Origin of the sequence: Mycobacteroides abscessus ATCC 19977 (assembly GCF_000069185.1) — a bacterium.
GTDB classification, from domain to species: domain Bacteria; phylum Actinomycetota; class Actinomycetes; order Mycobacteriales; family Mycobacteriaceae; genus Mycobacterium; species Mycobacterium abscessus.
The window spans coordinates 2,837,512-2,857,438 of record NC_010397.1; the positions used below are offsets into that span (position 1 = coordinate 2,837,512).

Annotated in this window: 20 protein-coding genes; 5 read left to right on the top strand and 15 right to left on the bottom strand. The window is 64.2% G+C overall.

The genetic code is table 11. The features are described from left to right. Positions 1–7: 7 nt before the first annotated feature. The 10 genes from eutC to MAB_RS14195 form a co-directional block, all read right to left on the bottom strand. Positions 8–781, bottom strand: coding sequence for an ethanolamine ammonia-lyase subunit EutC (eutC, locus tag MAB_RS14150; RefSeq protein WP_005093542.1), 774 nt, complete (start codon positions 779–781; stop codon positions 8–10). Then, positions 778–2,193 carry an ethanolamine ammonia-lyase subunit EutB gene (locus tag MAB_RS14155; protein ID WP_005082310.1) on the bottom strand — a complete coding sequence of 472 codons (1,416 nt, stop codon included), beginning with the start codon at positions 2,191–2,193 and terminating at the stop codon, positions 778–780. Before MAB_RS14155 ends, eutC begins: the two co-directional genes overlap by 4 nt. Continuing rightward, positions 2,190–3,617 (bottom strand): ethanolamine permease, encoded by a 1,428-nt coding sequence (gene eat / locus MAB_RS14160; RefSeq protein ID WP_005111333.1) that lies wholly within the window; start codon positions 3,615–3,617, stop codon positions 2,190–2,192. Before eat ends, MAB_RS14155 begins: the two co-directional genes overlap by 4 nt. Before the next feature lie 74 nt (positions 3,618–3,691). Next, entirely contained in the window at positions 3,692–5,215 is a 1,524-nt protein-coding gene (gene adh / locus MAB_RS14165; protein WP_005087846.1) for an aldehyde dehydrogenase, read from the bottom strand. A gap of 104 nt (positions 5,216–5,319) precedes the next feature. Further along, complete coding sequence (locus MAB_RS14170) at positions 5,320–6,603, bottom strand: helix-turn-helix domain-containing protein (RefSeq protein WP_005111336.1); 1,284 nt, start codon at positions 6,601–6,603, stop codon at positions 5,320–5,322. 146 nt (positions 6,604–6,749) lie between these two features. Continuing rightward, positions 6,750–7,193 carry a PH domain-containing protein gene (locus MAB_RS14175; RefSeq protein ID WP_005057756.1) on the bottom strand — a complete coding sequence of 148 codons (444 nt, stop codon included), beginning with the start codon at positions 7,191–7,193 and terminating at the stop codon, positions 6,750–6,752. 5 nt (positions 7,194–7,198) lie between these two features. Next, on the bottom strand, positions 7,199–7,681 hold the full coding sequence (gene ribH / locus MAB_RS14180; RefSeq protein WP_005082317.1) for a 6,7-dimethyl-8-ribityllumazine synthase: 483 nt from the start codon (positions 7,679–7,681) through the stop codon (positions 7,199–7,201). Further along, complete coding sequence (locus tag MAB_RS14185; protein WP_005057753.1) at positions 7,678–8,931, bottom strand: bifunctional 3,4-dihydroxy-2-butanone-4-phosphate synthase/GTP cyclohydrolase II; 1,254 nt, start codon at positions 8,929–8,931, stop codon at positions 7,678–7,680. Before MAB_RS14185 ends, ribH begins: the two co-directional genes overlap by 4 nt. Before the next feature lie 186 nt (positions 8,932–9,117). After that, positions 9,118–9,711, bottom strand: coding sequence for a riboflavin synthase (locus tag MAB_RS14190; protein ID WP_005057751.1), 594 nt, complete (start codon positions 9,709–9,711; stop codon positions 9,118–9,120). Positions 9,712–9,769: 58 nt separating this feature from the next. After that, a complete protein-coding gene (locus tag MAB_RS14195) occupies positions 9,770–10,372 on the bottom strand; it encodes a hypothetical protein (protein ID WP_005082320.1) in 603 nt (200 codons plus the stop codon). A 464-nt stretch (positions 10,373–10,836) separates the two neighbouring features. On the opposite strand from MAB_RS14195, the gene MAB_RS14200 reads away from it, so the two are divergent. The 3 genes from MAB_RS14200 to MAB_RS14210 all read left to right on the top strand — a co-directional run bounded on the left by MAB_RS14200 (position 10,837) and on the right by MAB_RS14210 (position 13,094). Further along, positions 10,837–11,523 (top strand): MspA family porin, encoded by a 687-nt coding sequence (locus tag MAB_RS14200; protein WP_005057745.1) that lies wholly within the window; start codon positions 10,837–10,839, stop codon positions 11,521–11,523. 57 nt (positions 11,524–11,580) lie between these two features. Continuing rightward, positions 11,581–12,267, top strand: coding sequence for an MspA family porin (locus MAB_RS14205; RefSeq protein WP_005076063.1), 687 nt, complete (start codon positions 11,581–11,583; stop codon positions 12,265–12,267). Positions 12,268–12,383: 116 nt separating this feature from the next. Next, positions 12,384–13,094 carry a hypothetical protein gene (locus MAB_RS14210; protein WP_005076066.1) on the top strand — a complete coding sequence of 237 codons (711 nt, stop codon included), beginning with the start codon at positions 12,384–12,386 and terminating at the stop codon, positions 13,092–13,094. Here the strand turns inward: MAB_RS14210 and MAB_RS14215 are convergent, their stop codons facing one another. The 4 genes from MAB_RS14215 to MAB_RS14230 form a co-directional block, all read right to left on the bottom strand. Further along, complete coding sequence (locus tag MAB_RS14215) at positions 13,095–13,757, bottom strand: methionine ABC transporter permease (RefSeq protein ID WP_005057738.1); 663 nt, start codon at positions 13,755–13,757, stop codon at positions 13,095–13,097. Beyond that, positions 13,754–14,785, bottom strand: a complete 1,032-nt coding sequence (locus MAB_RS14220; protein WP_005082323.1) for a methionine ABC transporter ATP-binding protein — start codon at positions 14,783–14,785, stop codon at positions 13,754–13,756. The genes MAB_RS14215 and MAB_RS14220 overlap by 4 nt, the downstream gene beginning before the upstream one ends. 8 nt (positions 14,786–14,793) lie before the next feature. Beyond that, entirely contained in the window at positions 14,794–15,660 is an 867-nt protein-coding gene (locus tag MAB_RS14225; protein ID WP_005093548.1) for a MetQ/NlpA family ABC transporter substrate-binding protein, read from the bottom strand. Between the two features lie 154 nt (positions 15,661–15,814). Then, positions 15,815–16,546 (bottom strand): Rv1815 family serine proteinase, encoded by a 732-nt coding sequence (locus tag MAB_RS14230; RefSeq protein WP_005111341.1) that lies wholly within the window; start codon positions 16,544–16,546, stop codon positions 15,815–15,817. A 171-nt stretch (positions 16,547–16,717) separates the two neighbouring features. On the opposite strand from MAB_RS14230, the gene MAB_RS14235 reads away from it, so the two are divergent. Next, entirely contained in the window at positions 16,718–17,395 is a 678-nt protein-coding gene (locus MAB_RS14235) for an LppX_LprAFG lipoprotein (protein ID WP_005068781.1), read from the top strand. Next, the gene (locus tag MAB_RS14240; protein ID WP_005082328.1) at positions 17,392–18,936 is read left to right on the top strand and encodes an MFS transporter; all 1,545 of its coding nucleotides are present in this window, start codon (positions 17,392–17,394) and stop codon (positions 18,934–18,936) included. Before MAB_RS14235 ends, MAB_RS14240 begins: the two co-directional genes overlap by 4 nt. On the opposite strand, the gene ribD is transcribed toward MAB_RS14240, so the two are convergent. Then, a complete protein-coding gene (ribD, locus tag MAB_RS14245) occupies positions 18,904–19,926 on the bottom strand; it encodes a bifunctional diaminohydroxyphosphoribosylaminopyrimidine deaminase/5-amino-6-(5-phosphoribosylamino)uracil reductase RibD (protein ID WP_005082329.1) in 1,023 nt (340 codons plus the stop codon). The genes MAB_RS14240 and ribD overlap by 33 nt on opposite strands. Between the last annotated feature and the right edge of the window lies 1 nt (position 19,927).

Consider the following 19,927-nt stretch of genomic DNA (forward strand, 5'->3'; position numbering starts at 1 on the left):
CGGCCGATCAGCCCAGCGACTCAAGCCCCGGGTCGTCGATCGCGGAGGCGCGCGAGGTGTCCTTGAGTTCCACGCCGGAGCGGCCCAACTGAAGCGCTCCGCCGACCAGACTCGCCGCGATGCGCGCCGCTTCCGAGTAGCTGAGCCCGTCAGGCGGATGGATATTGGATATGCAGTTGCGATCGGCATCGGTGCAACCGGACCGCGGTAGGTGCGTGAGATAGATACCGAGGCTGTCGACCACACTGAGCCCCGGTCGCTCACCGATGATGACGATCAACGTCCGGTACCGCCCCTGCTCGGCGACGTGGTCCCCCAGCGCTACCCGAGCCTGCGTTGCGATCACCGGCGCGGCCAGCGTGTACGCGTTTCCCAACCTCAGGGCGAGCTCGCGCAGGAGCGGAACACCGTGGCGCATCAGGGCAGTGGGTGATAAACCGTCGGCGAGTACGAATCCGATATCCGCCGGTCTACGCGCCACCGCCGACAGGTCGGCGGGCAGCCGGCCGAGGTCGGGTCGGCGCAAGTACTCCGCCCGGGAACCCACCTGACTGGTCACCACGACGGGTACGCCCAACCCGAGCGCACCGACGTCAGCGGCGAAGCGATCGATATCCAGGGGTACGTGCACGGCGTCCCGTGCAATCGCATGCGCGGCAGCCAAGTCCAGCACATCTCGAGTGTGCAGCGCATTACCTGCCCTGTCCAAACCGATCCGGGCCTGGGTGTTCAGTCTCAGGTCTTTCCAAAACCTCTGGCGCGCAACGTCACCGGCTGTCATCGGGCGCCCGAGATGGTAAGCGCACGCAACGGTGAGCTCGTCACGTCGAAGGGGGTGAGGCGGCCGTCATCGTCAACCATGCCGATGGCGTGCAGCCACTGTTCAAACTCCGGCGCGGGCCGCAGACCTAGCGTCCGGCGTGCCTGCAGCACATCGTGAAACGACAGACTCTGATAACCCAGCATCACATCGTCGGCGCCCGGAACGGTGATAACGAAGGCCACGCCCGCCGCGGCAAGCAGGATCAGCAGCGTATCCATGTCGTTCTGGTCGGCCTCGGCATGATTGGTGTAACAGACGTCGACGCCCATGGGCAGGCCAAGCAGCTTGCCACAGAAATGGTCTTCCAGCCCGGCGCGCACGATCTGCTTACCGTCGTAGAGGTATTCGGGTCCAATGAATCCGACGACGGTGTTGACCAGGAAAGGTTCCAGGTCACGGGCCACCGCATAGGCCCTGGCCTCCAAGGTCTGCTGATCGACTGGTTTACCGCCGGCACCCAGGTGAGCACGAGAACTCAGCGCGGAGCCCTGCCCCGTTTCCAGATACATGACGTTGTCACCGACGGTCCCGCGGCGCAAGGCCCGGGTGGCGTCGCGGCCCTCACGCAGCAGCGCGATATCGACGCCGAAAGCGGAGTTGGCGCCCTCGGTTCCGGCGATCGACTGAAACGTCAAGTCCACCGGCGCTCCCCGCTCGATCAGGCCGATCGTGGTCGTGATGTGTGAGAGGACGCATGACTGGGTCGGGATGTCGTAGCGTGACCGGATCGAATCCAGCAGCTTGAGCAGATCTCCTGTCGCCTCGGGAGAGTCCGTCGCAGGATTTATACCGATGACCGCGTCACCGCATCCCAGCAGTAGTCCGTCGAGCACGGCCGCAGCGACACCGCGTGGATCATCGGTGGGGTGGTTCGGCTGCAGGCGGGTGGCCAGCGTGCCCTTGCCGCCGATGGTGGTGCGGAAGGCCGCACTCACGTGCATGGCGGCCCCCACCGCGATCAGGTCTTGATTGCGCATGATCTTGCTGACCGCCGCCGCCATCTCCGGGGTGATCCCCGCGGAAACCTCGGCGATCCGCCGTGCCCCATCATCACGAGAAGCGCTTTCCAACAACCAGTCCCGAAAGCCACCGACCGTCAGGTGCGAGACGGCGCTATACGCCCCGCGATCGTGGCTGTCGATTATCAGCCTGGTGACTTCGTCGGATTCGTAGGGCACCACGGCCTCGTTCAGGAAGGTGTCGAGCGGCAGGTCCGCGAGAACCCAAGCAGCAGCGGCCCGTTCGGCGTCCGAGCCTGCCGCGCACCCGGCCAGCTCATCACCCGATCGCAACGGGGTCGCCTTGGCCATCACATCCACCAGTCCGTCAAAGGCGTAGTTCACCCCGGCGACCTGTTGCCGATACTTCACGTGAGCTCGCTTTCCGCCTCCGCCAGTATCGCGAATTCCTCATCCGGCGAGTTCGCCACCAGGCGGTGACGGCTGTACAGCGCGAAATACGCCATGAATGCCGCGAAGACCGCCAGACACAAGCCGGCCGCCACCGGATTGACCAGGAAGGTTGCGGCGACTGCCAACACCGCCACGATCAGCGCAAAGCTGGTAGTCACGATTCCGCCCGGTGTGCGGTAGGGCCGCGGCATATTCGGCTCGCGAACCCGCAACGTGATATGGCTGACCATCATCAGCACATAGCTCAGGGCGGCCCCGAAGACCGCCATGTTCAGCAGCAGGTCTCCATGTCCGGTCAGTGACAACGCAAATCCGACCACACCGGGGACGATCAGCGCCAGCGTCGGCGCCTTGCGGGAATTGGTCACCGAAAGAACCGTCGGCAGATAACCCGCGCGGGACAGTGCGAACAACTGTCGCGAGTAGGCGTAGATGATCGAGAAGAAGCTCGCGATAAGCCCGGCCAACCCGATGTAGTTGACCAATTTCGCGGCGGTGCCGTGACCAAGCGCCTCAACCAACGGATTACCCGAATCGGACATCTGTTCCGCACCACCGGCACCGGTGGTCAGCACCAGCGCCGTCGCACAGGTGACCAACAGCACGGCGATCGCCGCGATGATCCCGCGCGGTACGTTGCGTTCCGGGTGGGCCGTCTCCTCGGCTGCCAACGGCACGCCCTCCACGGCGAGGAAGAACCAAATGGCAAACGGGATGGCAGCCCAGATGCCCAGGTAACCGTGCGGCAAGATGCTGGACGATCCGGCCGCGCTTTCGTCCGCCGCGATGTTGGTCAAGTTGTGGAGGTCGAAATGACCGGCTGCGGCAATCGCGAAGATCAATAGCCCCACCAGGGCGATGGCGGTGATGACGAACATCACCTTCAGCGCCTCCCCGACACCGGAGAGATGGATTCCGATGAAAAAGGCATAGGCAGCCAGGTAGACCCACCATCCGTTGGTGATCCCGAACAATCCCAGCGACTGCACGTAGGCGCCGATGAAGGTGGCGATGGCGGCGGGAGCGATCGAGTACTCGATGAGAATGGCTGTACCAGTAGCGAATCCACCCCATGGGCCCAGGGCGCGACGCGCGAACGTGTAGCCGCCACCTGCGGTCGGGAGCGCCGAAGAAAGCTCCGCCATGCCCAGCACCAGTGCCAGGTACATACCAGCGATGACCACAGTGGCAAGCGCCAGCCCGCCGAATCCGCCTTGCCTCAAGCCGAAGTTCCAGCCCGAGTAGTCCCCGGATACCACGTAACTCACCCCGAGGCCGGCCAGCAGCAGCCAGCCCGCGCTTCCCGATCTGAGCTGACGCTTGCGTAGATAATCCGCGCTCTCGAGATGTTCCTCGATGAGTCCGTGTTTGGTGGTCGCCATATCGTTTCCTTGTTCTCTGCAGTTCAATTCAGTGGGATGACTTCACTTTCGGGTGTTATCGCCGACGGTGGCGGTCAGAAGAATCCCTGGGCTTTGGAGCCGTAGGACACCAACAGGTTCTTGGTCTGCTGGTAGTGATCGAGCATCATCTTGTGGTTCTCGCGGCCGATGCCGGACCGCTTATAGCCACCGAAGGCGGCATGCGCGGGATACTGGTGATAGCAATTGGTCCACACCCGGCCTGCCTTGATGTCACGTCCGGCGCGGTAGGCGATGTTGCCGTTGCGGCTCCACACTCCTGCGCCCAGCCCGTACGGCGTGTCGTTGGCGATGGCGATGGCATCGTCGTAGTCGGCGAATGAGGTGACCGCGAGCACCGGACCGAAGATCTCTTCCTGGAAGATTCGCATGGAGTTGTCCCCCGCGAATACGGTGGGCGTGACGTAGTACCCGCCCGAGAGATCACCGCCCAGGTCGGCGCGGTCGCCACCGGTAACCAGCCGTGCGCCTTCGGATTTACCGATATCGATGTAGGACAGGATCTTCTCGAGCTGCTCGTGCGAGGCCTGCGCGCCCATCATGGTCTCGGTGTCCAGCGGATCGCCCTGGCGGATCGCCTTGGTGCGGATAGCTGCCAGCTCCAGGAAGTCGTCGAAGATGTCGGCCTGAATGAGGCTGCGTGACGGACAGGTGCACACCTCGCCCTGGTTGAACGCGAACATCGTGAACCCTTCCAGGGCCTTGTCCTGAAAGTCGTCACCTCCTGCCATCACATCGGAGAAGAACAGGTTCGGGCTCTTGCCGCCCAGTTCGAGGGTGACCGGGATCAGGTTCTCACTGGCGTACTGCATGATCAGGCGGCCGGTGCTGGTTTCCCCGGTGAAGGCGATCTTCGCGATCCGGCTGCTGGAGGCCAGCGGCTTACCCGCCTCCACCCCGAAACCGTTGACGATGTTCACCACGCCCGGCGGCAACAGGTCACCGATGAGCGAGAACAGATGGAGGATCGACGCGGGAGTTTGTTCTGCGGGTTTGAGCACCACCGTGTTTCCAGCCGCGAGAGCTGGCGCCAGCTTCCAGCTGGCCATCAGCAGCGGAAAATTCCACGGGATGATCTGTCCGACAACGCCGAGCGGCTCATGGAAATGGTACGCGACAGTGTCCTCATCGATCTGCGAGAGCGAACCCTCTTGTGCGCGTAGCACGCCCGCGAAGTACCGGAAGTGATCGATGGCCAACGGGACATCAGCGTTGACGGTTTCACGAATCGGCTTCCCGTTGTCCCACGACTCGGCCACGGCGATGGCTTCCAGATTCGCCTCCATCCGGTCGGCGACACGGTTGAGGATGAGCGCCCTGTCCGCGGGCGAGAGCTTGGCCCAGCCGGGCGCCGCGGCATGCGCCGCGTCAAGCGCCTTCTCCACATCGGCTTCATCCGAGCGTGGTATCTCGCAGAACACCTCCCCCGTCACCGGGGTGCGGTTCTCGAAGTACCGCCCATGCTCTGGTGGGACCCATTGCCCGCCAATGAAATTCTCGTAGCGGGACGCGAATGTCATCAGCGATCCCTGCGCTCCCGGGCGGGCGTAAACAGTCACGGAGGTCTCCTACCTTCAAGGCGACAGATGTGTCGGTGATCACTCAAGGTAGGTAGTGGCCCGTTGCAGCACGGTTGCAACCTTCACTCCGGCGCGCGCCGGGCTCAGGCCAAGTCTGAATCCAGCGCGATCAGGTGACCGCGAGCCTCCGACCGCGCCACCGCGCCCGCGCCGGGGTGATCGTGCAGCCCTTGCCAGCCCTCACGGTTGTCCCGAGCCTCCGGCAGATCTAGCCAGCGGCGCAGCAAGTGCAGATCGCCGCTGGCCAGGACGGCACCCCGAAGGCTGGTGCTCAGCTCCAGGCGCAACCGCGCAACCGCCGGCGCCGCCGAACGAGGCAGCAGCTCACCGTGATAGTGATCCATGGCGTTGGCGATCTCCCCCGCCCGCAGTGCGGAGAAGACATCAGCCATGTCGCTTCGCACCTTCTTGAGCAGCCGGTACGGCCGTGACCCGATCAGCTCGCCTCCCACGATGCGGCGTAGTCGCGACATTTCCGCGCGAATGGTCACCACGTCGAGGTCGTTCTCGTCGAGCAGCATCGCCAGGTGATCGGCGCTCAGGCCCTCGGGGTGCCTAAGCAACAGCGCCAGGATCTCGGCATGACGTCCCGACAGCCGATGTGTGCGTTCGCCGTCCGCGGTGTGTAGCACCGGGCGGCCGACACCGAGCAGGGTCAGCCGGGGCCCGGTGTCGGCGTCTACCTGAACGCGCCCCGGATAGTCCAGGGCGATGAAATGCTCGACGGCCACCGCCGTCGCACGCACCAGCGCCAAGGTCTGCGGGGAGGCGATGTCCACACCGCCGGTAAGGTCCAGACTCCCCAGTGGCGTTCCGGACAGCGGGTCGTGTATCGGGACCGCGGTGCACGACCAGGGTCGCACCAGCCTGCAGAAGTGTTCGCTCCCCCGGATCTGTACCTCGCGGTCCAGCGCCAGCGCGGTACCCGGGGCGTTGGTGCCCACGGCGCGCTCACTCCAATCGGCACCCGGAACAAAATTCATCGCGGCCGCCTTGCGGCCTGCCCCGGAATCGCCCTCCACCCAGAGCAGCGCGCCATCGGCAGCGGTGACCCCGACAAGTGCACCTGAGTCGGCAGCGTGATCCACCAGTAGGCGGCGGATCACCGGCAGCGCCCGGGCGAGCGGATGACTGTTGCGTAATTCGGTCAGTTGCGTGGCGGCAGCCGCCTCACCTGGCCCTCGGTCAGGATCGACCCCGGTGGCCAGGCTGCGCTGCCAGCTGTCGGTCACCAGGCGCGGCAGCGGTATCGACTCCAGATATGAACCATCTACCTGGCCCGTCACAAAGAGCTCGTGCGCGTCGCGTACGGATGTCAGCGATACGCGGGCGGGCCCACAACGCGCCGATGTTCTCGTAGTCGCCACAGTCTCCAAGCTCTCTGCCATCGCCGTTCTTGCAGGCACGGCCGATATTCTCACGATACTTGGACGTGGGCACCGCGATGGGGAACTGCGCGATATCCGCGATACATGCGGGACACCGATCGAGCGGTCGCCGGAGGGCACGGCCCCTAGCCGCGGTACTTGCCCAACACTTCCCGCAGTGCGTCCATCGCGTCAACGGCCCGCTGTTTGTCGATCGCCTGGATCGCCATCATTGGCTCGTACTCAAAGTCCTCCAAATCCAGTCGCGCCCATTGCGCGCCCGGGGGAAACGACACCCCGACCACCTCGGACCACGGAATGAGTTTGGGGCCCAGCACATTACGCACCTCGATACCGGCCGAACCGGCCCGCACGCGCGGGCGGGCGAACATCAGGACCACACACGCGATCACGATGCCCACCAGAGCGATACCGACCTGATCAGAGGTCTTGAAGATCACCCCGCTGGGCGAGATCTTCAACAGGAATCCGACGGCGATATGCGCTGCCGCGATCACCAGCGCGGCCCCGTACACGAAATACGGCGACAGATGTGGTTTGAGAACAACGTCCCATTCAGCCTCGGCCACGCGCCTCACGCCCAGGGTTGGCGCAGCCGGCGCAGGGTCAGCGCGGTGTCCAGCGCCGCGGCCGCCGCCTGAGCGCCCTTGTCTTCCGCGGATCCGGGCAGACCGGCGCGGTCGATTGCTTGCTGTTCGTTGTTGACGGTCAGCACGCCGTTGGCCACCGGCGTGCTGGTATCCAAGGAAACGCGCGTCAGACCCGTGGTCACGGCATCGCAGACGTACCCGAAATGCGGTGTCTCCCCTTGGATCACCACTCCCAGTGCCACGACAGCGTCATGAGTCCGGGCCAGCGCCTGCGCCACGACAGGGATCTCGATGGCCCCCAGCACCCGCACCACGGTGGGGCGGTCGATGCCCGCTTCGGTGGCCACCCGTTGCGCCCCCTCGAGCAGCGCCGTGCAGATCTGGTCATGCCAGGTGCTGGCCACGATCGCCAGGCTGATGCCTGATGCGTCACCGACACTCAGTGACGGGATCCCATCGCCGCTCACGCGCCATCAGCCTCGGGATGATCGTCCAGGTCGGCGAGGTCATGACCCATTCGGTCCCGCTTGGTGCGCAGATAGCGGATGTTCTCCGAGTTGGCGCGCACCGGCAGCGGCACTCTCTCGATGATGTGCAATCCATAGCCGTCCAGCCCCACCCTCTTGGCCGGGTTGTTGGTCAGCAGCCTCATCGACTTGACGCCCAGGTCGACCAGAATCTGTGCGCCCAAACCGTAATCGCGCGCATCGGCGGGCAGACCGAGCTTCAGGTTCGCATCCACCGTGTCCTCGCCGGCGTCCTGCAACTGGTAGGCCTGCAGCTTGTGCATGAGGCCGATACCGCGGCCCTCGTGGCCGCGCATGTACAGCACAATGCCGCGCCCCTCCTTGGCCACCATCTCCATCGCCGCGTCCAATTGCGGACCGCAATCGCAACGGCGCGAACCGAATACGTCACCTGTCAAACACTCGGAGTGCACGCGCACCAGCACGTCATTTCCGTCGCCGTCGGGGCCGGAGATATCGCCCAGGACCAGTGCCACGTGTTCTACGTCGTCGTAGATGCTGGTGTAACCCACCGCACGGAACTCGCCGTGTTGCGTGGGGATACGGGCCTCGGCTATCCGCTGCACATGCTTCTCGTGCTTGCGCCGCCACTCGATCAGGTCGGCGATCGACACCAGCGCCAGATTGTGCTCGTCGGCGAAGACCCGGAGTTCCTCGGTTTGCGCCATGGCGCCCTCGTCTTTTTGGCTGACGATCTCGCAGATGACCGCCGCGGGGCGCAGCCCGGCGAGTTTGGCGAGGTCGACCGACGCCTCGGTATGACCGGGACGGCGCAGCACCCCACCGTCTTTGGCGCGCAACGGAACCACATGCCCAGGCTTGGTGAAGTCGTCGGCAGTGCTCGCGGCGTCGGCCAGCAGGCGCATCGTCGCCGCGCGATCCGAAGCCGAAATCCCTGTGCCGATACCGTTTTTCGCATCCACCGTGACGGTGTAGGCGGTGCCGTGTTTGTCCTGGTTCACCGCATACTGAGGCAGCAGCCCCAGACGGTCACAGTCCTCCCCGGCCAGCGGTACGCACAAGTAACCCGATGTGTACCGCACCATGAAGGCCACCAATTCCGGGGTGGCCTTCTCCGCGGCGAAAATCAGATCGCCTTCGTTTTCCCGATCCTCATCGTCGACGACGACGACGGCCTTACCGGCGGCGATATCGGCGACAGCGCGTTCGATGCTGTCCAACCTGGTCATGGGGACCACTCTCGTTAGGGGCGTGTGGGCATATCAATTATGAACCACCGCCGATTCGTCGATTCGCGCGCTGTTCACTCAATGGAACGAGCCGCGCTATCTGCGCTCTTCGCGCAAGCCGCTCATCGGTGTCTGCGCTCTTCGCGCAAGCCGCTCATCGGTGTCTGCGCTCTTCGCGCAAGCCGCTCATCGGTGCTCAAGCAATCTCTCGACGTACTTCGCGATCACATCCACCTCGAGATTGACCGTCGTTCCCACCGCCGCGGCGCCCAGCGTGGTCAGATCCAGCGTGGTCGGAATGAGCGACACCTCGAACCAATCCGGCCCCAGCCCGGAGACCGTCAGGGACACCCCGTCCACGGTGATCGATCCCTTTTCGACCACATACCTGGCCACCGCCGAGGGCAGTGAGACCCGCACCACTTCCCAGTTCTCCGACGGTGAGCGCGACAGCACATTGCCGGTGCCGTCGACATGCCCCTGCACGATGTGCCCGCCGAGCCGGCTGTTGACCGCCGCCGCCCGCTCCAGGTTGACCTTGGCGCCCGCCTCGATCTTGTCCAGACTGGACCGTGCCAGCGTCTCGCCCATCACGTCCGTGGTGAAGACGCCCCCCTCGCGTACATCGACCACCGTCAGGCACACGCCGTTGACGGCGATCGAGTCGCCGTGTTTCGCGTCCTCCACGACGAGAGGTCCGAGCACAGTGAGACGGGCAGAGTCCCCGAGGTCCTCCCTGCCCAGGATCTCGCCAAGCTCCTCAACGATTCCTGTGAACATTCGACAAGCCTAGCGCCGCCGCCGCTCCCCTTTTGATCGCCTTATCGTGCAATCGGTTTCAGGCGCGCGTTCCCGCCGCCGCGCACGCCATCTGCACATCATTGGCGTCCTTGTTGAGATCGCCGGCCTTGCCGTTGACCGAGTCCTGCCCGATGCGCAGACCCATCAGGACCACGAGCTTGTACGCGTCGCCCGACCACGCATGCATGGGGGCGGCCAGCTCAGGGGCCAGCCCGGGGGTATTGGCCGCGTCATTCGCCACCTCCGCGGCCTGACGCAACGCGGTCCGTCCCACGACATTCGTGTTGGCGGCGATGGCGTTGTTGTAGTCGCCCTCAGCTACCGACATCTCGTTAGCGAAGTCCGAGTAATTGGTGGCGGCATATGCCATGGCGTTCGACATTTTCGAACACGCCATGACCGCCGCGTCGCTATCGCCCGCGGGCACCTCCAGCGGCGCAGCACCGGCCTCGGCATTGACCGGCGGCGGTGTGGCCACGACGGGCTGATCGACCACCTGCGCAGGCGCCGGGGCCGGGGCGGGCACGCCTGGCCCGCCGTCGTTGGGGTCGGCGTAGGAGCTGGGTGCCACCGCAAGACCGGCCGCGAACGCGGTGACCGCGGGAACCGCCAAGTACCGGCGGATATTAAGTAGCCTCATCGATTCCTCTCCAGATGATCGGCTGCACGAGGGCGGGCTCCGCGACACTGCGTGACAAACCTAGCGGCCACGCCGCCCAGCGGGCGTGCGCGATGCCGTACCGATCTGACTATAGGTAATCGGCGCAGTCGCAACTGTCGGTAACCTGAACGCACAATTAACAACTCATGGCAGCATGGATTTCCACTATCCGTTGAAATTCGCCTGCTACTAGCGCCCCCAAAGCCCCCAACAGCCACATTGCTCACAGTGAGGTATCTGTCACCTTGTATGCGATTCTGCAGGCAGATGAGTTTTCGAGTTTCGATCACGCCGGTTCGAACGGTGTGGGCATACGTTCGAAATAGATAGACATTGGGCGCTAACTGTTATCTGTCCCTTTACCGTTCCGACATAAAGCCACCCAATCATTCGTCGGGACAGCTCCCATATCGGACAAACGGACCTGAGAGGCCCTATCGCCCATGCTGAAAAGTCTCGTCTCGCTGACTACTGTTTGCGCTCTGGCGCTGACGGCGCCCCTCGCGTTTGCCGACCCCGAAGATCCGAACCCAGCCCCCGCCCCCGCCCCCGCGCAGCCGGTCGCCAATGACGTGCCCCCGGGCCCCGATGGCGCGATTGCTTCCGCCGAGCCAGGAAACTTGATCACCCCAGACGGCTGGACCGTTACCGTCGCCGGAAAGAACGAGTCCCTGTTGCCGGTCGCTCCCCTCACCACCGCGCTGTCGTCCCGCGAATACATCGTGGGCGGAAGCTTTATCGGCGCGGTCTCAGGTGCGGGCAAGACCAAGCTCGCCGGCGGATCGCTGGAGGCCGGATACCAGATCGGCTGCGGCATCATGGGCGGCCCCGTCGAGCTCACGGCCGGTATCGGCCTCTCCGGCGGTTTCGGAACCAGCGGTCTGACCAGCGTATCGCTGCCGATCAACGGCCTGGTCAAGGTCGACCTCAAGCCGGGCCAGGTGACCATCGTGCCGGTCAACAAGAAGTCCTTCGAGGGCAAGACCACCCGCACCACCATCACGGGCTTCCGCATCAAGATCGACAGCTGCGTTGGCCAGTCGTTCATTCGCTCGTACGCGACGATGACGAGTTCCACCGACAACACCGACGACGTGGTCACCTACATGGGTATCACCAAGGCCGTCTGATAGATGAACGACACCCATTCGAACTCCTCACACCTGAGCACGAGAGGCGCCACCCCCATGCTGAAGAGTCTTGCCGCCGCCACCGCCGTGTGCGCGCTGGCCGTTACCGCACCGTTCGCCCTGGCAGACCCCGGCGACCCGCCCGCCCCGGTGCAGCCCGTGGCCGATGCGCCGCCGCCCGCCGACGGCCCGCCGCCGGACAATGGCGTCGTCGCCTCCGAGGAACCCGGCATCGTCACTACGCCGGATGGCTGGAACCTGAAGGTTGCCGCCAAGGACGAGACCCAGCTGCCCATTCCCCCGCTGACCACCTCATTGGCCTCGCGCGAGTACCTGGTGGGCGGCACCTTCACCGGGTCGGTCACCGGCTCGGGAAGCACCACCCTCAGCGGCGGCACGCTGGAGGCCGGATACCAGATCGGCTGCGGTATCAGCCTGGCGTGGGTCAAGCTCAACGGCGGTGCCAACATCACCCCGGCCATCAGCGCCGCCGGTGTCCCCACCGTGAGCGCCGGTATCACCGGTTCGATCGAAGTCCACCCGCAGCCCGGTGAGGTCATCAACGTCAGCGTCGACAAGAAGAAATACAAAGGCAAGGAAGCCCGTGTCACGCTCAAGGATGTCCACATCAAGATCGACGGTTGCGTCGGGCAGTCCTTCCTGCGCTCCTACGCGGTGATGACCAGCTCATCGAAGGACAACGACGACATCGTCGCGTACTACGGTGTGACAAAGACGTTCTGATACAAGGTCTTTCGTCGCCCTAGGCGAGCCAAAAGACGCATCGGATATCGAACCCAGAGGAGAAGCCAATGACGGGCATCCATCGCCGCTCAACGAGGAAGACATCTACCCCGCGGATGGCGGCGGGAGCCTTCGCCCTGGGTTCGATATTCGCATTCCCGGCTGTCGCGGCCGCCGACCCGGCTCCCCCGCCGGCCCCGGTGCCGGGCCTGACCGGCACCAATGACGCCTACTCGCCTGATCCTCCGGCGAACCTACCCCCACAGCAGGGCCTGCTCTCACCACTTGAACAGAGCACCGGGCGCGGCGAGGGGCCGGCGGGACTGCCGACCCCGCTGCCAGACCTTCAGCAGGGCGCGGTCAACGAGTTCGTGCTGGCGCAGAACAACACTCCGTCTGCGCCGGGAACTTCGCCCGACACACAGCGCGCGCCGAACACCAACGCCCTGAACAACCAGTACCTGATGCCGCAGAACATCAAGCCCGCGGCGCCCGGCCAAGGACAGTTGTTTGATGTCGAGCCTGGCGAGGAAAACGCCGACCTCACCAAGACCGAGGCTCTCAAGCACCTCTGGCACGGGTACCAAAATGGTCAGTACCGCGGCGGCTTCGTGAATCGCGGGAACAAGGAAACGCTCAACCAGCCGCTCCCGGGTACCGCTCCGCCGCCCGGAACCCGGATCCCGGGCCTCGGTGACGACTCTCAGGGGCCGCCACCCGAGCAGTGGCACTGGACTCCCCCCGAGCCCCCCGAAGGTGCTGCCCCGGCAGCACCCGGTACGCCTCCGGTTCCGCCGGCACCGCCGGTGCCCGCACCTCCCGCGTAGCTATCGCCGCAGCGCTTTGCGCGCCAGATAGTTTCCGAAGAACTGGGCCGCTTGGACCAGCGCGATGATGATGACGGTCGACACGATGGTCACCTGCCAATTGAAGCGCTGGTATCCCTGCACTATCGCGAAGTCCCCCAGGCCCCCACCGCCGACCAGCCCCGCCATGGCGGACATGTCGACGATGCCGATCAGTACGAAGGTATACCCGAGGATCAAAGGCCCCAGCGCTTCCGGCACCAATAAGGTCACGATGATGCGCAACGGACCTGCTCCCACCGCGCGGGCCGCCTCGATGACTCCGGGATCGATGGTCACCAAATTCTGTTCGACGATACGGGCAATCGCGAAGGACGCGGCGACGATCATCACGAACACCACGGCGGTGGTACCGATCGTCGTACCCACTACCCCCAGAGTGATGGGCCCGAGTGCTGCGATCAATACCACGAACGGAATCGGCCGAACAATGTTTACCACCACATTCAGCAAGGTGTGCAGCAACCGATTCTGCAGTAGGCCACCGGATCTGGTGGTGTACAACAACACTCCGAGTGCCAAACCGACGAGCCCACCCACGACCAGGGTGATGGACACCATGTACAAGGTGTCGCCGAAGGCCTCGAACAATTGCGGGCGCAGCCGCTCCCAATTCGTCGTCATCGGGCCACCCGCTGGACCGTCGTCACTGCGGACAGATCCGAGACAACATGTGCCACTTGATCGTCAGGCCCCTCCAGCTCTAGCGTGAGATTGCCAAACGAGCGGGACTGCAACGTGGTGATCCCGCCGTACACCACTTCGAAACGCACGCCCAATTCGGTGGCACGTGCCAGCGCCGGGCCGATTTGCACACCCTCGCTGATCTCGACAGCGACAATCCTTCCCTTGTGCCGCTGCGCTATTCGCGCAATGTCCTCACCACTGGGGGTGTTCCGCAGCACGGTGCCGACGAAACGCTTGCCTGCCTCGCTCTGCGGCGTGGAAAACACATCAAATACGGTTCCGGTCTCCACTACCTTGCCGTCGGCAAGCACGGCGACATGGTCGGCGACAGTGCGGACAACATCCATTTCATGGGTGATCACCACGATCGTCACCCCGAACTCGGCGTTGACTTCGCGCAGTAGCCGCAACACGTCACTGGTGGTTTCCGGGTCCAGCGCACTGGTCGCCTCATCGGCCAGCAGGACCGATGGAGACGTCGCCAGTGCCCGCGCGATACCGACACGCTGCTTCTGTCCCCCGGAAAGCTGGTCCGGATAGCTTTTGGCCTTATCGCCAAGGCCAACGAACTCCAGCAGCTCGGCGACCCGCGCGTTGCGTTTGTCAGCTGTCCATCCGGCCACCCGCAGCGGGTAAGCAATGTTTCCCGCCACCGTACGAGACCGAAACAAATTGAACTGTTGAAAGATCATGCCGATATCGCTACGCAGGCCCCGGAGTTCACGCTCGCCCAGCGCACTCACTTCCGCGCCGTCCACGATGACGCGGCCGGAGGTGGGACGCTCCAAGCCGTTGATGAGGCGCACCAGCGTGCTCTTGCCCGCTCCCGAGTAGCCGATCATGGCAAACACATCGCCCGAGCCGATGTCGAGCGACACGTCATCGACTGCGGTCACCGTCTTCTTTCCCACCCGAAAGGTCTTGGTGACGTTCTGGAATTGGATCAGTGGTGCCACATCGCCCATTTCCCGGATCACTTCTCGTTGCGTATCTGCTGTTCGATCCTGCTCAGGATCGCCGCGCAGTCCTGTCCGTTTTTGGTCACGGAGAGCTGAGTTCCCTTGCTTTCCTTGGCGTACGCCTCCGTGACGGCCGGCGAATGAAAGACGTCCACGAGTTTTTGGTAGGTGGGATTGTCCTTCTCTTCTGCGCGCGCCACGATCACGTTGATGTAGGGCTCGGCGCCTGGACTCGTCGGATCGTCGGCGTAGAGCGCGCTCTTCGGATCGATATTCGATTGGGCCAGATAGGTGTTGTTGATGACGGCACCGTCAATCGATTTCAACGACAGCGGGGTTTGGGCCGCGTCGACAAGTGCCACGGTGACCCGCGAGGCATCTTTGTCTATATCGGCCGTACTCGGCGTCACCCGTCCACCCTTGAGCGCGATGAGACCGGCCGCCCGCAACACAAATAAGGCCCGAGCCTGGTTAGGCGGATCGTTGGGAATCGCGATCTGTCCGCCCCGCGGAATGTCGGCGAGCGTCTTGTGCTTCTGGGAATACAAGCCGAGCGGCACAATATACGTAGCACCCACGGGGGCCAGCGTTGCATTATCGGCCACGTTATATTCGCCCAGGAAACGCAGATGCTGGAATAAGTTCACGTCGATCTGTTTTTGAGTGAGTGCCACATTAGGCTGGCTGTAGTCCGTGAAGTTGGTCGTGACGAGTTTGATCCCCGCCTTTTCCGCCTCCGCTACGAAGACATCCCAGGAGTCCTTGCCGGCCTCGGTGGTGCCGATACGCACGATATTTCCACCGCCACCATCTTCACCGGAGCACGCCACACCTCCCACGGATATCGCGAGCACGGCAAGAGCAATGACGATACGCTTCATGTCAGCCTTTCAAATTCAGCATGATCGCAATGATTGACATTGCGTAATATCTGAAGGATCAGCAAATTGCTATTTGGCCTCAGAACGGCGCCACGATACCAGACATAAAAGCGCTATGTACCCCGGGGAAATGTGCCCACGAAGCCCACGAAGCCTACGAAGCCGCGGAAACCGCCGCGGGCGTTGGCGGCGCCGGAAGTTCGGGCCCGCCGTTACCCGGGCCCGCCGCAGGCATTTGCGCCACCAACTGTGACTGCATCTGGGCCGAGATCGCCGACCAGGACATCGCCGCGGGCTTGCCGCCCCAGCGCAAGGAATAGATACCCACCAGCAGCGCCTGTCCGGGTTGGGTGACCGTATACACCGGGCCTCCCGAATCACCGTGTTGCCCAGCGACATCCACCATGGTGAACCAACCGTTGTTGATGGCCTCCACCTTGCCGCAGGTTTCGCCGGACACCGATCCCATCAGGCACACCGGCAGACCCAGCTCGGGACCGGCATTCTGCGCCATCCGTAGTGCAAGCCCGTTGGGCAGGTTGCTGCTCAGCTCCACCCCCGGGCCGAATGAGATGCCCTCGTAGTCCGAGACGACGTCGCCGGGTCCGATCGCGCCGCCGGTGGGCAGGTTGCGGCTCATCAGCAGCACCTCACCGAGGCGATTGCCGGCCAGATCGACAATCGATCCGGTGGCGTTGCAGTGACCCGCCGTCAGACCGATACGGGAGACCGGGTCGACATAGCCAAGAGTGCAACGGCTGTCTCCCTGGACTATCGACATGCCCGGGAAAGCGACAATCTTGGGAGCGGTTTCGGCAGCTGGATCGGCGATCGAAAGCGCAGGTGAAGCAACAAGAACGCCGGCAACCGCGGCGACTGCGGACACACCACATGCCAGTGCTCTGCTCACGTTTTTCACAACAACCAGCCCTCGGTTGACAATCCCGCCCTGCAAACGAGCATGGCGACGGATTGCTGGGGTGTCAATTTCATCCTCAGCAACACCGCCGTGTCGCGCGCCGCCCAGGGGTCGCGCACAGCCTCTACGATCGGACCCATGCGCAATCGCATCCGCCTCGCCCTGATCCCTGTCGCAGTCGCCGCCATCGCCTTGGCCGGCTGCTCCAAGACCGACAAGGCCGACCCCAATCTGCCCGAGGCCGCCACGCTGCTCAGCGAGTCGGCGGCCACCACCAAGACCCAGACCAGCACGCATATCGTGCTCAAGGTCACCGGCGACAAGCCCACACTCAAGCTCTCCGACCTCACCGGCGATCTGACCACGAAGCCGGCCGTGGCCGCCAAGGGCACCGCCAAGACGGGCGGCCTCGAGCTGCCGTTCGTCGTGGTGGACGGCGAGTTGTTCGCCCAGCTCGGCAGCGCCTACAGCAGCATGGGGCCCGTCAAGGACGTCTATGACGTGGGACTGATCCTCGATCCCAACAAGGGGTTGGCCAACCTGCTCGCGAACATCACCGGAGCCAAGTCCGAGAAAACGGAGACCATCGACGGCGTCGACTCCGTTCTGGTCACCGGAACCATGAGCAAGGACGCCCTGAACACCTTCACGGGCGGCACCACGCTCACCGCTGACATCCCTGCCAAGGCGTGGATTCAAAAGGACGGCAACCACGCGCTGACCAAGATCAGCGTCGACACCTCACCGGGCAACACGATTGAGATGTCGTTGTCCGACTGGGGCAAGCCCGTCACGGTCGACAAGCCCGCCCAGTGACGCACACAGCGACGGAGCCCGGCACTTCCCTGCCGCTGCGGCATCGCAGCATCGCGATAGGCGCCGGAAGTCTGGCGGTCCTGTTGGGCGCCCTCGACACCTATGTCGTGGTCAGCGTCATCACCGACATCATGACCAGTGTCGGCATCGCACTGAACAACATCCAACAGGTCACCCCGATCGTGACGGGTTACCTGCTCGGGTACATCGCCGCGATGCCGCTGCTGGGACAGGCCTCCGACCGATTCGGGCGACGGTTGATCCTGCAACTGGCCCTGGCCGGATTCGCGATTGGTTCCGTCATCACAGCGCTGTCCACCGATCTGACGATGCTGGTCAGCGGCCGCGTCATTCAGGGTGTCGCGAGCGGTGCGCTGCTACCGGTCACGCTGGCGCTGGGGGCCGATCTGTGGTCGCAGCGCAACCGTGCGACGGTTCTCGGCGGCATCGGTGCCGCGCAGGAGCTGGGCAGCGTGCTGGGCCCGCTGTACGGCGTGCTGTGCGTCTGGCTGTTCGGCTCGTGGACGGCGATCTTCTGGGTCAACGTGCCGCTGGCGATCATCGCCATCGTGCTGGTCCAATTCAGTGTTCCGGCACACCAGCACGACCCCGATCGCCCCAAGGTCGATGTCGTGGGCGGCGCGCTGCTGGCCGTCGCCTTGGGCCTGCTGGTCGTGGGCCTGTACAGCCCCGACCCCAAGGTCTCCGCGTTACCTGAGTGGGCCCTACCGGTTCTCAGCGGTTCCGGAGTCGCGTTCCTGGCGTTCATTCTCTGGGAATCGCGGGCCAAGACCCGGCTTATCAAGCCCGAAGGCGTTCGCTTCGGGCCCTTCTTCGCGGCGTTGGCCGCATCACTGGCAGCCGGCGCCGCCCTGATGGTGACCCTTGTCAATATCGAGCTGCTCGGGCAGGGCGTCCTGCAGATGGACAAGGCCGACGCGGTGTTCCTGTTGTCCAGGTTCCTCGTCGCCCTGCCGATCGGCGCGGTGATCGGCGGCTGGCTCGCGACGCGATTCGGCGACCGGATCATCGCGGTGATCGGCATGCTCATCGCCGCGTTCGGGTACTACCTGATTTCCGGGTGGCCGGTCGACGTGTTGGCGGCCGTGCACAACTTCGGCTTCTTCACTCTTCCCCGCCTCGACACGGACCTGGTAGTCGCCGGTATCGGCCTGGGTCTGGTGATCGGTCCACTGTCTTCAGCCGCTCTACGCGTGGTGCCCGCTGCGCAGCACGGCATCGCGTCGGCACTCGTGGTGGTGGCCCGCATGACAGGAATGCTCATCGGCATGGCCGCCCTCGGCGGCTGGGGCATTCACCGCTTCTATCAGAACTTCGATGCGCTGGCCGCAAAGGAACCCAAGCCGACAGGAAAGCCGAATCTCCTTGAGTTGCAACAGCAGCTGCTGAATCGGAGCATCACCGCCTACAGCGAGATGTACAGCGAGATGTTCGCGATCACGGCGGTCGTCTGTGTCATCGCGGCGGTTATCGCGATATTCGTCGGCTCACACCGGAAGTCGGGGCACGAGGCTCAGTAGTACGTCCGGACCCATCCGCTCGATCTGGTCGTACTCCCAACGCAGTGCCCGCGACAGGGTGGTAACGCCCACGTCCTCCACGGCGGGGACGTTGCCACCCAGCAGCATCGGCGCCAGGTAGGCCAGGATACGGTCGACCAAGCCGGCGCGCAGGAACGCGCCGGCGAGTGTCGGGCCACCTTCCAGGATGATGTCGGTGCGGTCACCCAGTGCCGCGAGCACCTCCGCGGGATCATGGGTACGGATCACCATGGTGTGCGAGTCGTCGTTCAAAACCTTTGCGTCCGATGACACCTCACGCATACCGACCACCACGCGCAGTGGCTGATGCGGCACCAACTCGTTGTCCGGGGTACGCGCGGTGAGCTGGGGGTCATCGGCGAATACGGTGCCGGTTCCCACCAGGACGGCATCGGCGAATGCCCGGCGCCGATGTACATCGGCCCGCGACTGCTCGCTGGTGATCCATTGGCTGGTGCCGTCATTGGCGGCACTACGCCCATCGACACTGGCACCGTATTTCCAGGTGACATGAGGACGTCCAGTGCGCTGCTTGTGTAGCCACTCCCGCAGTGGTCCCGCCGAGACGCGGTCAGAGGCCAGGCCATCAAGCACCTCGATACCCAGCGTGCGTAGACGCGCCGCTCCCCCCGCGGCCTGCGGATTCGGATCGGCGACGGCATAGACCACGCGTGAAACACCCGCCGCGGCAAGCGCATCCACACACGGACCGGTCCTGCCCTGATGGTTGCACGGCTCCAGAGTGACCACGGCGGTACCGCCCCGGGCGGCCGCACCGGCCCCGGCAAGCGCTACCACCTCGGCATGTTCCTGCCCCGGTGGACGAGTACCGCCCACACCGGCGACCTGCCCGGCGGCATCCAGAATGACCGCACCGACAGGCGGATTGGGATAGGTGCTGCCCTTGACCTCTTCGGCGGCCCGGATCGCCAGATCCATGGCCTCGTCGAGGCCGATCGGGTTGGTCATA